General features: G+C 59.1%; 17 protein-coding genes and 2 pseudogenes. 2 read left to right on the top strand and 17 right to left on the bottom strand.

The genetic code is table 11. From position 1 onward, the window contains the following. Positions 1-13: 13 nt before the first annotated feature. The 17 genes and pseudogenes from B4967_RS02910 to B4967_RS02830 all read right to left on the bottom strand — a co-directional run bounded on the left by B4967_RS02910 (position 14) and on the right by B4967_RS02830 (position 10,067). Positions 14-427 carry a hypothetical protein gene (locus tag B4967_RS02910; RefSeq protein ID WP_083023437.1) on the bottom strand — a complete coding sequence of 138 codons (414 nt, stop codon included), beginning with the start codon at positions 425-427 and terminating at the stop codon, positions 14-16. After that, positions 427-744, bottom strand: coding sequence for a hypothetical protein (locus B4967_RS02905; protein WP_207953565.1), 318 nt, complete (start codon positions 742-744; stop codon positions 427-429). The genes B4967_RS02910 and B4967_RS02905 overlap by 1 nt, the downstream gene beginning before the upstream one ends. After that, a complete protein-coding gene (locus B4967_RS02900; protein WP_083023433.1) occupies positions 744-1,448 on the bottom strand; it encodes a phage tail protein in 705 nt (234 codons plus the stop codon). Before B4967_RS02900 ends, B4967_RS02905 begins: the two co-directional genes overlap by 1 nt. Before the next feature lie 146 nt (positions 1,449-1,594). Next, a complete protein-coding gene (locus B4967_RS02895) occupies positions 1,595-2,068 on the bottom strand; it encodes a phage tail protein I (protein WP_083023431.1) in 474 nt (157 codons plus the stop codon). Further along, complete coding sequence (locus tag B4967_RS02890; protein WP_083023430.1) at positions 2,061-2,972, bottom strand: baseplate assembly protein; 912 nt, start codon at positions 2,970-2,972, stop codon at positions 2,061-2,063. Before B4967_RS02890 ends, B4967_RS02895 begins: the two co-directional genes overlap by 8 nt. Next, positions 2,969-3,307: a GPW/gp25 family protein gene (locus B4967_RS02885; protein ID WP_083023428.1), complete on the bottom strand. Its 339-nt coding sequence runs from the start codon at positions 3,305-3,307 to the stop codon at positions 2,969-2,971. Before B4967_RS02885 ends, B4967_RS02890 begins: the two co-directional genes overlap by 4 nt. Next, positions 3,307-3,846: a phage baseplate assembly protein V gene (locus B4967_RS02880; protein WP_279384640.1), complete on the bottom strand. Its 540-nt coding sequence runs from the start codon at positions 3,844-3,846 to the stop codon at positions 3,307-3,309. Before B4967_RS02880 ends, B4967_RS02885 begins: the two co-directional genes overlap by 1 nt. 708 nt (positions 3,847-4,554) lie before the next feature. Beyond that, a complete protein-coding gene (locus B4967_RS02875) occupies positions 4,555-5,001 on the bottom strand; it encodes a phage virion morphogenesis protein (RefSeq protein WP_083023425.1) in 447 nt (148 codons plus the stop codon). Next, positions 4,998-5,483 (bottom strand): phage tail protein, encoded by a 486-nt coding sequence (locus B4967_RS02870; RefSeq protein ID WP_083023423.1) that lies wholly within the window; start codon positions 5,481-5,483, stop codon positions 4,998-5,000. The genes B4967_RS02875 and B4967_RS02870 overlap by 4 nt, the downstream gene beginning before the upstream one ends. Further along, the gene (gene lysC, locus B4967_RS18195) at positions 5,392-6,015 is read right to left on the bottom strand and encodes an Rz1-like lysis system protein LysC (protein ID WP_207953564.1); all 624 of its coding nucleotides are present in this window, start codon (positions 6,013-6,015) and stop codon (positions 5,392-5,394) included. Before lysC ends, B4967_RS02870 begins: the two co-directional genes overlap by 92 nt. Next, positions 6,012-6,497, bottom strand: coding sequence for a lysozyme (locus B4967_RS02860; RefSeq protein WP_083023421.1), 486 nt, complete (start codon positions 6,495-6,497; stop codon positions 6,012-6,014). The genes lysC and B4967_RS02860 overlap by 4 nt, the downstream gene beginning before the upstream one ends. Next, positions 6,487-6,690 (bottom strand): hypothetical protein, encoded by a 204-nt coding sequence (locus B4967_RS02855; protein ID WP_083023419.1) that lies wholly within the window; start codon positions 6,688-6,690, stop codon positions 6,487-6,489. The genes B4967_RS02860 and B4967_RS02855 overlap by 11 nt, the downstream gene beginning before the upstream one ends. A gap of 8 nt (positions 6,691-6,698) precedes the next feature. Next, the gene (locus tag B4967_RS02850) at positions 6,699-6,914 is read right to left on the bottom strand and encodes a tail protein X (RefSeq protein WP_083023417.1); all 216 of its coding nucleotides are present in this window, start codon (positions 6,912-6,914) and stop codon (positions 6,699-6,701) included. After that, the gene (locus B4967_RS02845) at positions 6,911-7,384 is read right to left on the bottom strand and encodes a head completion/stabilization protein (RefSeq protein ID WP_083023415.1); all 474 of its coding nucleotides are present in this window, start codon (positions 7,382-7,384) and stop codon (positions 6,911-6,913) included. The genes B4967_RS02850 and B4967_RS02845 overlap by 4 nt, the downstream gene beginning before the upstream one ends. A 111-nt stretch (positions 7,385-7,495) precedes the next feature. Then, positions 7,496-8,079: pseudogene (gene gpM / locus B4967_RS02840) on the bottom strand (phage terminase small subunit). Between the two features lie 109 nt (positions 8,080-8,188). Next, positions 8,189-9,233 (bottom strand): annotated as a pseudogene (locus tag B4967_RS02835) (phage major capsid protein, P2 family). A 15-nt stretch (positions 9,234-9,248) separates the two neighbouring features. Further along, complete coding sequence (locus B4967_RS02830; protein WP_083023413.1) at positions 9,249-10,067, bottom strand: GPO family capsid scaffolding protein; 819 nt, start codon at positions 10,065-10,067, stop codon at positions 9,249-9,251. A 146-nt stretch (positions 10,068-10,213) separates the two neighbouring features. Here B4967_RS02830 and B4967_RS02825 point away from each other — a divergent pair, with 146 nt between their 5' ends. Next, on the top strand, positions 10,214-11,995 hold the full coding sequence (locus B4967_RS02825; protein WP_083023412.1) for a terminase large subunit domain-containing protein: 1,782 nt from the start codon (positions 10,214-10,216) through the stop codon (positions 11,993-11,995). Continuing rightward, the gene (locus B4967_RS18685) at positions 11,992-12,573 is read left to right on the top strand and encodes a phage portal family protein (protein ID WP_243470295.1); all 582 of its coding nucleotides are present in this window, start codon (positions 11,992-11,994) and stop codon (positions 12,571-12,573) included. The genes B4967_RS02825 and B4967_RS18685 overlap by 4 nt, the downstream gene beginning before the upstream one ends. Positions 12,574-12,584 lie beyond the last annotated feature (11 nt).

The raw sequence follows: 12,584 nt of genomic DNA, 5'->3' as shown, positions 1-12,584 counted from the left end.
GGCAGTGACTTTTTCAGAGCTTCCTTAGATTTTTGGAAACATATATAGCACTACCGACACGGCAGAACCAAAAGCCACCCATCATATCGATTTGATCAACTTTGCTTCCAGTTAGGCCTATTGTTTTATTTGTCCATGACCGACCATCTTTTGATAAAAATATCTCACCATCAGCGTTGCCAACGGCGAATATTCCATTACCAAAACCTGCAGCAGTTATGCTGTAGTTGGCATTGATAAGGGTCTCAGAATATGCAGAGCCGCCGGAGTAGCTTGGGAACTCTTTAGCCAAGCTCTGATATTTAGACCTAGCGACGTGAGTGTTTATGGGACGATAGCGAATCCCTGGCTGCAAAATGTCTGCTAACCCCCCAAGAGGTGTGCTGTCTATTTGAAATTGCGCTCCTACATCTAATACTCGCCCCATTATTCAGCCTCCTCAAAGCCATACACGCGGGCGCTGACTGTGCCCGTGTCGCTGCGAATGATGATGTTCTCGCCCGTACCTACGACCAGGGCGGTACGCTCCAATACTCCACCATTTGCCGGGATTGTGGCGTTGTACTCAATCCAATCAGCGTCACTGGGTGCGGCATCATCTGTTACGGCCACACGGACTTTGGCGGGATCTGGGCCTCGATTAACCAAGGCGATATTGAGTGTCGCCACGGTACTGGCTGGCACGGTGTAAACCGTGGTGGTGGTGTCAGCGGCAAGGGCCGCCGAGCCTAGCTTTCCTGACATCAGTTTTGCCCCATAAAGTAGGTTTTCAGACGAATCCGGCTGGCTAGTACAGCGAGCTTCCCATCAACGGTGTTGCCATAGTTATCGAGCTGATGAGCAACGTGAGCTTTTACCCCGGCCGGGGTCACCGCATGCGCGGTGCTTGTCCCAGCGACTGCTTCGGCACTGGTGGCCATCTCGACGAAGCCTCTGGCCGTGGTGGTGGCAGCGGGATGGTTGCGGCTCTGTTCGTGTGCCTGCACCTTGCTGTCGACGTAAGTACGGGTCGCAAACACCACCGACTGATCGACGGTGAGGGTGACGGAAGCGGTGTCGCTGACCTGGATCGTCATGCGCACGGTGATCTCTCGGCCGCTGCCATCGGTTAAGGTTGGCTTATAGGTTTCGGGGAAATTTCCCACTGCGAACAGGTTCCCGTTGACGTCGAAAAGGCCGATCTCGCGGATTGTCCAGCCACCAATATCCGTGGGTATCACCAGCTCGGCGACCAGCCAGTGGGGGTTCTGGGGGTCAACAATCAGGCTGGAGACACCTGCACGGTAAACCTCACGTTTCAGCGTGGTTTGGGCCTCGGTAGGCGAGGTGGCGGTACCGTTGCCATCCCCCACGGCCATGGTGGTCAGTTCAATCTGTTGGCCGAAGCCCATCGCCTGGGTGAGAAGGTCTTGGCCGGTGGCGGTCAGCAGGGTAAAGAATTGGCTCATAATGGTTGTACCGTGGTGGTGTCGTAGGCAGTGGTCGTGGCGCCAAGGTAATAAGGCGTTGGTGGCACCTCAGCTTCCGTGATCTGTAGCGACAGCACCGATACCGTGTCGGAAGATTGTTCCCACCCTGTGAGGTAGACCTGCCCCTAGAGGCTGCCGATCAGGCGCAGCTTGGTGAGATGGCTGCGGGCGTCCTTGGCAGCATTGATCAGGCGGATAATCTCGGCCTGGGTGGCGGCGTCCAGGCCGCGGTCTTCGATGATCGCTTCGGCGCGGAAGGTGTAGGGCGCGCCTGGCGGTTCATCCTGGTGCCACTCAATCAGCGATACGTCGTAGTCAATGGCCGCCAGGGCCCGCTTCACCGCGCCAATGGTGCCTTTGCGACGATGCACGCCAATGGCGGCCTTAATGGCGCGACGCTGGCGGTTCTCGCTCCACTTAGCGTCCCATTCGTCTTCGCTCAGCGCCCAGGCCAGCCAGGGCAACAGGGGTGCCGGGCAGGTGTCGGGCCGCCAGAGATCTCGCAGCGGCGTATCGAGGTCACTGATACCCCCGTTTACCTGGGCGGTGCGGCGCTCCAGCGCCGTGGTGTTGGGTGGTAGCAGGGTGGCGTTACTCATCAATGCCCCCCTCGCGCAGCGTGATGCCGCTGCAGTGCGCCGCCTGCTGAGGAGTGACGGTTAACGAGTCGATGGGGCTGGTCAGCTCGACGCGCTGCACACCGGGGCGGCGCAGCGCGGCGTATAGCCCTGAAAGAGTGACATCACGGCCCAACTGGTGCTGTTCGGAGGTGTAGGCCTCTGCCTGGGCGCGGGCCTCGGCGAGTACCACGGTGCTGTCGGGGCCGGGGTAGAGGTAGAGGGTGGCATCCAAGGCGTAGTTGAGGATCTCGGCGGCTTGGACGCTGACCTGATCGGTGAGTGGGCGCACGTCTTCGGCATTGACGGCCTGGCTGACGGCCTCCAGCAAGGTGGCATCGGCCAGGCCACCGTTATCGCGAGCGAGTACCGTCACCACGACCTGGCCGGGGGCGGGGCTTGAGACGCTGGCATCCTTGACGTTGCCGTTGGCAGATAGGGCATGAAACACATACGCCTGCGCCGGGCCTGCGGTGCTAAGCCCATCCAGCGATAGCTGAATGCGGCGGCGTAGTTCGCTGTTTTTTTCATAGCTGGGCGGTACCGGTGGAATGGCATCCGGTTTGCCGGGGTCGGTAACCAAGCGGCCCACCTCAAATAGCGCGCCAAGGTGTTCCAGGTCGGCGTCTTTGGCATAGGCCAGCATTACGGCGCGGGCCGCTTCGTTGATTCGCTGACGCAACACTAGCTCGCGATAGGCGTTCTCTTCCAGCAGCTTGACCAGCGGTTCGGATTCCAGGGCAAGCAGCTCGGTAATGGCGTCCCGCTCCTCTTCGGGGTAGAGGGCGATAAGCCGCGCTTTGCGCTCAGCCAGGAGAGTTTCAAAATCGAGTGGCTCAATGATGTTGGGTGCGGGGAGCCGGGAGAGGTCGATAGGGCTGTTCATGCGATGGGCACTCCTACGCTGAGTGATTGGCCATCGGCGGTTTTGCCCTGCAGCTCAATCACGGAAGCGCCAGGCTGTTGAGTGCTTATGGTGCGTCGGGTGCCGGTGATTTGAATTCGTGGTTCCCAGCGGGATACCGCAATCACGGTGGCGGCGTAGAGCTGCATCAACAGCGCGTCATTCATCGGTCTATCGAGCAGCTCGGGCACCAGGCTGCCGTAGTCACGGCGCATGACGCGGGAGCCAATCGGCGTGGTGATGATGTCTGCCACTGACTGACGGATGTGGTCGATGCCTTCCAGGCGTTTGCCGGTGGTGACGTTCATGCCTGCCATTAAACCGGCCCTCCTGTATTGGCAGGCCCACTCTGAACGCCGCTGTGCTTGTGGTCGCTGCCGGTGTTCTTGCCGTTGTGGGTATGGCTACCGCCTTGTTGCATGTAGCTGCCCTTACGCTGCATGTCGCCTGTGTGGCTAATGCCGCCTATCCACTGGGTGCCGCCGGGGGCTCTGATTTCTAGGCGGCTAGGGAGGTTGATACGGAGCACCTGGTTGGCGTGGTCGTATTCGATCAATCCGCCGTCGGGGAACTCGCGGGCAATCTTGCCGGGGTCGTTGCTGGGTGGCTGGTGGTTGAGCTGAAAGAGGCTGGGTATGGCCACGCCATTGGCGAGGTCGCCGCCGGGGGAAAGGATCATTACCTGCTCGCCTTTCGTAGGTGGGTTCCAATCGCGAGTAGTGCCTGCGCGGCCACCGGCCCAGGGGAGCCAGCCGGTAAGCAAAGCCCCTGATTTCACCCGCACGGCGGGAAGGCGTTCACCGGGCGCGCCGTGGTCTACCTCAGCAATGGAGCCAAGGCGCAGCAGGTTTTCAATCAGGCGGAGTAGTTCGGCACGTTGTTCATGCGGCCATGCTGCGATGGCTTCGCGCGTATGGGTAGCGGTGGGCGTTGTGCGGATGGAAGCCTACAATGGTTGCTACAAAAAATAGGGAGCAACAATGAAGAACGCTATTACGGTACCTTTAAGCTGGACTTGTGTGGAGTGGTTACCTAGTCAGTCATGGACTAAGGATGTTCAGCCAAGGCTTATTGAAGCAGGAGCGAATGCCAACTATCTAAATCGAAGCGTGTATGTAATTCGCCTAGCAGGAAGGTTTGCAATTAGTTATCCAGGAGGGGAGTCTCCGGCAATCTACGTTGGGGAGGGCAGTGTTGGATCGCGTATATCTAAGCACAGAAGTTGGGCAAACAAACTGATAGACCTTATTGGTGATAACTGTTTCGAGATATGTGTAGCCACACCCAGGGTTAAGAACCAGCCAAAGACATACCTCGATTGCGAAGCAGCAATATTGCAGAGGTTCGGTGACCGGTTTGGTACTGCTCCTTTATGGAATAAACAATTTGAGAGACGACGGTTCTCTCACCACCATTACAGCCAAGATAAGCTCGATTTCGTTATCGGTATTCGTCGAGGTGCTAGATTCCACTGGGCATTGAAACCCATGAAATCTTCGTATTTTCATGACAATTACTACAGAACTCATCGTTATGACTAGCGTTGGTAAAAAACGTTATTTCTTCAGGTGATGTGTTCCAGCACTTTGTTACCAATACGTTCGCGGTCTGAGGCAGTGATGCCGACCAGCTCCCGGCGAGCATAATGGTGTTTAGGGCCACCGGGTTCGACACGGTCGCGTAGGCCATAGTGGTGAACGCGGGCAATTCTAGCCACACGGCCTATAAAGCCTACCGCCGCTTCGTCGGCGCTGGTTTTGATTCGCAGATACTTAGCAGTGCGCAGCTTGGTGAACATGGCTTTTCGGCGGATGCGGCCGCTTCGCCCACGTAATTCTGTGCGGGGCTCAAACGGAGTGCCGTCGGGGTTGGTTTGGGCCTTGATGCGTTCGCGGTTGGCGATGCGCAGATCCCGCGCGACTTCCCTTGCCAGGATGCGGCGCTCTGTGGGGCTTAGCTTATTGATGAGTGGTGAGAGCCACTCTTCGAGCTGTTGGAGTTCGTCGCTCATGCGGGGCTTTCCCAGGCTGACTCAAGCGTGTAGTCGTCGTTCCCAGGGTGCTTGATGTTGAGCTGCCAGCTTTTTGAGGGGCAGGCATCGGCGGGATATTCGGGCATTTGGTGCTGGGCATCGATGCTGCCGGTTTGGCAATCCACCTTGGCGACCACACGCTCGGTTAATTGCACAGTCAGTGCGAGATCCCAATGGGTGTTGCTTAAAATCTCGGCCTCTATTTGCACGGCTTCATCGGTCACCAGGTCAGGTTCGTAGCTGTTGAGCCATTGCAGCAGCGGGATCATCACGGTGTCGAGGCTGCCGCTGTAGTCGGTGATGATGATTTGGGCGTCGACGGTGTATTGGTGGCTCAGGTTCTGGCCGCGTGCGAATTTGATCTTACCGTCATTCACGAAGGTGTGAAGTTGCTCTGGGTTGCGCTTTAGCTCGGGCACGGCGTTCAGCAGGTGGTGGCGTAGTGATTGTAGGTTGATCATGGGGGGCTTCGCTTTGGCAGTGGATGATGGCGTCGACTTCGGCGGCGCACTGTGCCCAGGCGGCTTCGGTGCGTTCCAGTTGCAGGTGCAGTTCGCCGTTGGTGTGCGGGTTACTCGCTGGCAGGCTGCAGGGGCTCGGGGTTGCGCACTGATTGATGGTAAGCATCGGCACCGGTGACGGCGGGGCGGCGGCGCAGCCGGATAACAGCAGCAGGCAGGCGAGTGCCAGCCCAAGCGCGAAGTGTGGCGTTTTACGTTGCAGTTCCTCAATAGTGGCTTGGCGATTGGAGGCGGTGCGGGTTAGCGCTGCCTGTTGCTTATCCAGCGCACGGCGCTGAGCTTCCAGACGGCGGGCGTTTTCCCATAGGGCGTCAATCACGACGAGGCTTTCCTGTTCCCGTTGTTGGGATTCGGTAAGCTGCTGTTCTGCGAGATCCGCGCGGGCTTCGGCGGCGTTGGTGCGTTGCCAGAGTGCCCAGGTGACCAGCAGCACCAGACCCAGAATGGCGAGGGCGGCAATAAGGCGGGTCATGAGGTTGGCTCCTGTTCCAATCCGGCCAGGCAGACCTCCCGTTCAGTGGCGCGACGTTTCACTAGGCCATTGAGTCGCTTACCCTTTGCATAGACCCAGCGGGTTAGCTCATGACATGCGCCGCGCAGGTCGCCCCGGTTAAGTTTGCGCAGGAGGGTGGAGCGGGCGAAGTTGCCTTCCCCTACGTTGTAAACAAAGGAGGCGAGCGCGGCGCGGGTGGGTGGCGGTAGTTCGACCTGGGCGCGTCGGTCAACGGCATCGAAGGCGACACCGAGGTCATCCTGCAGCAGCTCGGTGCAATTGGCCTGGCTGAGGGTTTGCCCCATGCGTGCCGTTTCAGTGTGGCCATAGCAGATGGTAGGGATGCCTACTGGGTCGCGGTAGGCGGTGGGTTCATACCCTTCATAAAACGACACGATAGCGGTGGCGAGACTGATGGCACCGGCGGTGGCTCCGATGGCGATGCGACTTTTAATTCCCATGGCGGCGCTCCCAGTAGTTGCGGATGCGTTTCAGGTAGCGCGGCACGAGCAAGCCAATCTGCAGGGCGAGATAGAGCAGCGTGAGTACCGTGACCCAGTCGGCGGGTGTCATGCCGCCTACATGCAACAGGGAGACGACGGCCGGTGGTGCGGCTTTGACGCTCTCGGTGGTGATTTCATAGGGGTGACTCATGGGCTCCCTCAGTTCCAAAGCTGGATTTTTGGCGGTTTGGTTTCGCGTGTTTCCGGCGGCGGTGGCAGCGTGACCAGCGTGCCTTCTTTCAGTACCGGCCCTTGGCTAGCTAGTTGCGGGTTGAGCTGAAGCGTTTGCTCGGTGATGGCGGCGGTTTTGCCGTACACGCGATAGAGCAGGGCATCCAGCGTTTCGCCTTGGTGGGCGCGCATGGTGCGGTTCATATCAGCTCAACGGTGGTGTGCGTGCGGCCGACTAATTCGGCAATGGCCCAGCGGGCATCGGCGCGGTAGTCATCGGCGGCCAGGTCTTTGGCTTCGCCGCGTTCATCCCCCTTGCCTGTTGCTGAGGCGTCGCGGTAGCGCTCTAAGAGATCCGCCTGGGCTTGGGCGTAAACGGCGCGGGTGTATAGCAATGAGATGTCGCCTGGTGTTTGCCAGACCTCGGGCGGAATGGCATCGCAGGTCAACCGCCCGGCCTGCTGCTGTTCGTGCTGGTAGTTGGCCAACTGGCGGTTCACATCGGCCGTGGCAGCACGCAGCGATTGGCGTAAGCGCGGCGGTGTGACCTTGAACACGCGCTCCTCTTCGCGGAAGGCGTTGGGGTCGATGTCCGGCCAGAAGCCATTGTTGGTGATGACGTCCAGCTGATCATCCGCCGGTGCGCTGTTGTGGGTGGTGCTGTTCGGAAACATGGTGGCCACCTGTTAGACCGACAGGGTTAAGAAGGGGGTGGGCGTCGTTTGAGCACGAGCGTTGCCGCTTTGCTCTCACGTCGCGCCCCCTGACGTCGGCGGTCGACTCGGTTAGCTGTCAGCCTTTGGCTGCGCAGCGTTTTGTTTCAGCTCGCGTTCCAGGCGTTCGAGGTCTTTCTTCACGCCTATGCGGTCGTTGAGCTCAAGCGCACGGGTAAGGTTGGCATGTGCTTCAGGCAGTTGACCGGCGGCGCGCAGTGCAGACCCCAAAGCCTTGAACAGCTTGGCGCGGATCTGGTCGTGCATATCGGCGCCTTGGGTGAGCTGTTCTACCTCAATGAGGTGGGCGAGCAACGTGAGGTAATCAGCCCCTTCCGCATCCAATTGCTTGAGTGCCTGCTCGGCAACCTCTTCGGCGATGATGGCGGCGGTACCGCGCTCGAATTGATCCGGCGGGGTGAGGCCGTGCTTCAAGGCATAGCGGGCGATCGCAATGGCGCCGCCCAGGTCACCGGCATCAATACGCCAGACATGATGCGCATCAATACATCGTCCTGGGCGCCTTGCCCGGCTTCCAATACCCCGGCGATGTAGTCGGCGTAGTGGGGCAGGATCTCTCGCTTGATCTCGATCTTGCGTTCGATGGATTGGGTGGCTTTGAGGCGGCGGTAATCTTCGAATAGAGCGGCTTGCATGAGCTCGAAGGCTTCCCCTTGCATGGGGGCTTCACCCGCATCAGCGGCTGCCTGGGCAGCGCTGATGCGTTCAAAGTGGCGGCGTGCTGGGCTGGTCAATCGTGTCTCCTTAACCGTTGAGGGCTTTTTCAGACAGCTCGATGTTTTCCACCAGGCAGCCTGCACCGAAATCCTCCACCACATAGGCGTCGTTGGAGGATTCGTAGTTCTCAATGCGGTTGCGCTTAGGGTTCTCGGTGACATAGCGGCGGCGGGCGCCGTTCTGCAGTAGACCGAGAGGTTATCCAGGGTGGTGACCATGAGCGCGTTATCGGGGAAAAAGGGCACATCCATGCCTTGCTGCCCACCGATGCGCTTCTGACTGATAACCAGGTCGGCGGCCAGTTGCTCAGTGGGTGGTAGCTGGTGAGCAGCGGGAAATATTTGTCCGACATCAGGTTGCGGCCAAGGATGACCACCAGCCCCGGCAGGCGGCGGAACCAGGGGGCGATGAGGCTGTTCACCACGTCGTAAACCAGGGCATCTAGCGTGGCGTAGTCGCCGACGATGCCGGGTTCACTGGCGTTAGGTGTGGGATCGATCAGCACTTTGCCGTTGGTTTTACCGCCTGTCATTACCCGCGCCGGTGACTGGGTGCGGTAGTGCTGCAGCCAGCCGATATTGACATCTTCCAGGTAGGGGTTGGCCACCGGATCGGTTTGGGTCGCGGCGGAGGTGCCGTTGAAGCCGATCATCATGCGATCCAGCGCCTGCTGCCGAACGATCACATCGCGCACCATGGCCTGGAAGTTGGGGAACTTTGCCCAGGCATCCAGCTTGGCGTAACCCAGATGAGTGTCGAATTCGGTCATTCGACACTCATAGCCCTGAGCGTCCAGCGTGGTGAGGTCGCGGGTTTTGCGATCCTGGTTGTTGACGTTGGTGCGGGCGGCGATGGGGCCGGTAACACCGAGGGCGAGCTTTTCGCCTTTCAGTTCATCGACGCCGACCATGTTGATACGCGAGAGGAAGTCGCTGGACTCCTGAATGCGCTTCTCCAGGCGCTGCTGGATGGTGGGGTCGACGGCGGATTTCTGGGTGGCATCCGGGACGCCGTTTAGCTTTGCCACCTGGGCGGCGAAGTTGTTGAAGTGCGTGCGGGTATCGTTGCGCATGGGTGGGGGCGTCTCTTAGCAGTCGGTTTCGATGGTGCCGTCGTTGCCGGTGGCAGGCGTGCGTGACGGGCGGCTGGGGGTGTTGTCGAGCTGGGTGTAGAGCGCGTCGAACTCCTTTTTTAGCGTGTCGTGGTCGCTTTTGAGTTCATTGAAGGCGGCCTGGGTGGGGCGCTTTTTAAGCGCTTCGCTGAGGGCCTGGTGTTTTTCCACGAACAGGCCAAGGGTCTCTTCCAGATCGGCGCGGAAGGCAGCGAAGCCAGCTTCTGTTTTGGCGTCCTGCTTTTTGAACAGCGCTTTGACGCGCTCGGCCAGTGACGGGCCTTTCTCTTCCGAAGCTTCTTCCTCGCTGAACGAGAGCTCGGTTTCGATAGCTTCAGAGAAGAGGTTTTCCGGGCGCTGCTTGCGGGCAGACAGTGGGGAGTTTTTACCCTCGGACGCGCTGAACTTGAGCATGGACGTGCCAAGAGAGGCTGGGGAGTCGGTCACGGCTAGGCCGACCAGATACGCTTCACCGGAATCGGCAAAGTCGAGATCGATCTCCATGGAGGTGTAAATTTTCTGGCGTTTCTCGACCATGGCCTTGAGCTCATCGGTCGGGTCTATCTCAGCAAACAGGCCTAGCTTGCCGTCGTCGCCTTCTTCGGTTTTGAGCGCGGTGACATCGCCGTAGGCTTTGAAAGGACCATCCGGCAGCAGGCCTTTGATGTGTTCCATATTGACCCGGCAGCCATAGTTTGTGGGGTCGAAGTTGGCGGCCATTTGAGTGAGCCATTCGGCGCTGATGGTGCGGCCATCGGTGGTTGCGCCTTCTTTTGCAATGCGGTGCCAGGGCATGGGCGGGCCTCTGTTGGTTTGTTGGGCGTTAGCTGCCGTCAGGTTCCGCGTGTCGCGCGTTTGACTCAACGCTTGAGCGTTGTACGAGCTAAGCAAGACAAGGTGGGGTAGGCGTCGGGTTGTCAGTCGGCAGGTACGCTGGCGACATGACACCGCTAGCTCACATCGACGAAGACCATCACCGCCTTTCTGCTCGCCACCTCTTTTGGATGGGGTGGCGGATTGCGCGCATTGCCGAGTTCCTGGATGTCCCCAGGGCGACCATTGATTCTTGGAAGAAGCGCGACGCCTGGGACGACGCGACGCCGACCCAGCGGGTAGAGGGGGCGCTTGAAGCGCGCCTGGTGCAGCTGATTTGGAAGGAGCAGAAAGAGGGCAAGGATTTTAAGGAGATCGACCTGCTGGGCCGCCAGATCGAGCGGTTAGCACGGGTGCATAAATACCAGGACAGCGGGAAGGAGAGCGACCTTAATCCCAACATCGAGCGCCGTAACGCGGGGCCGAAGAAGAAGCCAGCCCGCAACAGTGTGGGTGACGAAGGTGTCATTCAGATTGTCGAGGCGTTCGAGGCCTCGCTGCTCGACTATCAGCGTGATTGGTACCGGGCAAAAGAAACGGAAGCCATCCGTAATATTCTCAAGAGTCGCCAGATCGGGGCGACCTGGTACTTCGCTCGGGAAGCGATCGCCGACGCTCTGGAGACGGGGCGCAATAAGATATTCATGTCAGCGAGCAAGGCCCAGGCGCATATCTTCAAAAATTACATTGTCCGCTTCGTGTTCGAGACCACCGGCGTCGAGCTGAAGGGTGACCCGATCATTCTCGCCAACGGCGCCGAGTTGCACTTTTTGGGCACCAACGCCAAAACAGCGCAGGGTTACCACGGCGATACCTACCTGGATGAATACTTCTGGATTCACGGCTTCGAACAGTTCCAGCAGGTGACATCAGGGATGGCGATGCAGAAGCAGTGGCGAGAGACCTATTTCTCTACGCCCTCATCGGTCACCCATGAAGCCTATCCGTTCTGGACGGGCAGCCACTTCAACGTGGGGCGTCCTAAAGCTGACCATATCAAAATCGATGTGTCGCACAGCGCCTTATCTGGTGGCCGACGCTGTGAGGATGATCACTGGAGGCAGATCGTAACGGTCGAAGATGCCGTGGCACGCGGTGGTGACATCCTGCTTGATATAGACAAACTTCGTCGGAAATATAGTCCCGATGCCTTCAAGAACCTGCTCATGTGCGAGTTCGTGGACGACACGCAAAGTGCCTTCCCGCTGGCGATGATGCAGCGCTGTATGGTGGATAGCTGGGATGCCTGGCGGGATCTGAAACCCTTCGCGCCGCGACCCTATGGCGAGCATCCGGTTTGGATCGGCTACGATCCGGCCGGTGATGGTGAAGATGGCGATGGGGCGGGCCTTGTCGTGGTGGCACCGCCGAAAACCTCCGACAGCAAGCACCGTATTCTTGAACGCCACCGTCTTAAGGGCCGCGACTATGAGGCTCAGGCGGAGTTTATCCGCAGCGTTACCCACCGCTATAACGTCACCTTTATCGGTATCGATACTTCGGGCCTGGGTGAAGCCGTGGCCCAACTGGTGGCGAAGTTCTTCCCCACGGTGACCCGTTACCGCTATACCCCAGAAATCAAGGCGCGCCTGGTGATGCAGGCGCAGCAGATCATCAATAAAGGGCGGCTTGAGTTTGATGCAGGCTGGGTGGATCTCGCTCAGTCGTTCATGGCGATCCGCCGTGAAATGACTGCCTCCGGACGCCATATGACCTATACCGCTGGGCGCAATAACCAGACCGGCCACGCTGACCTGGCGTGGGCGACCATGCACGCCTTACACAATGAGCCACTCGATGGCCCGGTCGATCATGGCACGGGCCGTTCCCTAATGGAGATGTACGGATGAGCGAAGCGGCAGAAAAGCCGCGGGTGCGCGTGCCCGCCTACGATGTGAATGAAGCGGGCTCAACGGCCGCGCCTGCCAAGGCGGAGGCGTTCAGCTTTGGCGAGCCGACGCCAGTGATCGATGGCTATGATTTTTTCTACACCGGCTGCTGGATGCTGGGCAATGAGTGGTACGAGCCACCGGTAGATTTTCCGGCGCTCTCCCAGACCTACCGCGCCACGGCGCACCATGGCTCGGCTATTCAGGTGAAGCGCAATATATTGGTGCGTTCCTTCATTCCTCATCCACTACTTAGCCGCCAGGCGTTTAGTGCGCTGGCCACCGATTACCTGGTGTTTGGCAATTGCTACCTGGAGAAGATCTATGGACGTTTGAACCGACTGCTGGCACTGAAACCGGCGCGGGCGAAGTATGTTCGCCGCGGGGCGGATCTTAGCCGCTACTTCTGGGTGCCTAACTGGTCGGAGCGCAGCGAGTTCGACGAGGACAGCATTATCCACCCCTGCTGGAACCGGACATTAACCAGGAGGTGTATGGCGTGCCGGATTACCTGGGTGCGCTGCAATCGATCTACCTGAACGAGAACGCC

It is taken from the genome of Vreelandella lionensis, assembly GCF_002087295.1.
GTDB lineage: Bacteria > Pseudomonadota > Gammaproteobacteria > Pseudomonadales > Halomonadaceae > Vreelandella > Vreelandella lionensis.
The sequence above is the reverse complement of the archived record's forward strand: the minus strand, read 5'-3'. Positions and strand labels throughout refer to the sequence as shown.

What these genes read in the sequence shown, in the direction of transcription:
- B4967_RS02870 (WP_083023423.1), bottom strand. Translation starts at nt 5,483, where the DNA reads ATGATCAACCTACAATCACTACGCCACCACCTGCTGAACGCCGTGCCC.
- B4967_RS02845 (WP_083023415.1), bottom strand. Translation starts at nt 7,384, where the DNA reads ATGTTTCCGAACAGCACCACCCACAACAGCGCACCGGCGGATGATCAG.
- B4967_RS02860 (WP_083023421.1), bottom strand. Translation starts at nt 6,497, where the DNA reads ATGGGAATTAAAAGTCGCATCGCCATCGGAGCCACCGCCGGTGCCATC.
- B4967_RS02895 (WP_083023431.1), bottom strand. Translation starts at nt 2,068, where the DNA reads ATGAGTAACGCCACCCTGCTACCACCCAACACCACGGCGCTGGAGCGC.
- B4967_RS02855 (WP_083023419.1), bottom strand. Translation starts at nt 6,690, where the DNA reads ATGAGTCACCCCTATGAAATCACCACCGAGAGCGTCAAAGCCGCACCA.
- B4967_RS02890 (WP_083023430.1), bottom strand. Translation starts at nt 2,972, where the DNA reads ATGAACAGCCCTATCGACCTCTCCCGGCTCCCCGCACCCAACATCATT.
- B4967_RS02900 (WP_083023433.1), bottom strand. Translation starts at nt 1,448, where the DNA reads ATGAGCCAATTCTTTACCCTGCTGACCGCCACCGGCCAAGACCTTCTC.
- B4967_RS02825 (WP_083023412.1), top strand. Translation starts at nt 10,214, where the DNA reads ATGACACCGCTAGCTCACATCGACGAAGACCATCACCGCCTTTCTGCT.
- B4967_RS02885 (WP_083023428.1), bottom strand. Translation starts at nt 3,307, where the DNA reads ATGGCAGGCATGAACGTCACCACCGGCAAACGCCTGGAAGGCATCGAC.
- lysC (WP_207953564.1), bottom strand. Translation starts at nt 6,015, where the DNA reads ATGACCCGCCTTATTGCCGCCCTCGCCATTCTGGGTCTGGTGCTGCTG.
- B4967_RS02875 (WP_083023425.1), bottom strand. Translation starts at nt 5,001, where the DNA reads ATGAGCGACGAACTCCAACAGCTCGAAGAGTGGCTCTCACCACTCATC.
- B4967_RS18685 (WP_243470295.1), top strand. Translation starts at nt 11,992, where the DNA reads ATGAGCGAAGCGGCAGAAAAGCCGCGGGTGCGCGTGCCCGCCTACGAT.
- B4967_RS02905 (WP_207953565.1), bottom strand. Translation starts at nt 744, where the DNA reads ATGTCAGGAAAGCTAGGCTCGGCGGCCCTTGCCGCTGACACCACCACC.
- B4967_RS02910 (WP_083023437.1), bottom strand. Translation starts at nt 427, where the DNA reads ATGGGGCGAGTATTAGATGTAGGAGCGCAATTTCAAATAGACAGCACA.
- B4967_RS02850 (WP_083023417.1), bottom strand. Translation starts at nt 6,914, where the DNA reads ATGAACCGCACCATGCGCGCCCACCAAGGCGAAACGCTGGATGCCCTG.
- B4967_RS02830 (WP_083023413.1), bottom strand. Translation starts at nt 10,067, where the DNA reads ATGCCCTGGCACCGCATTGCAAAAGAAGGCGCAACCACCGATGGCCGC.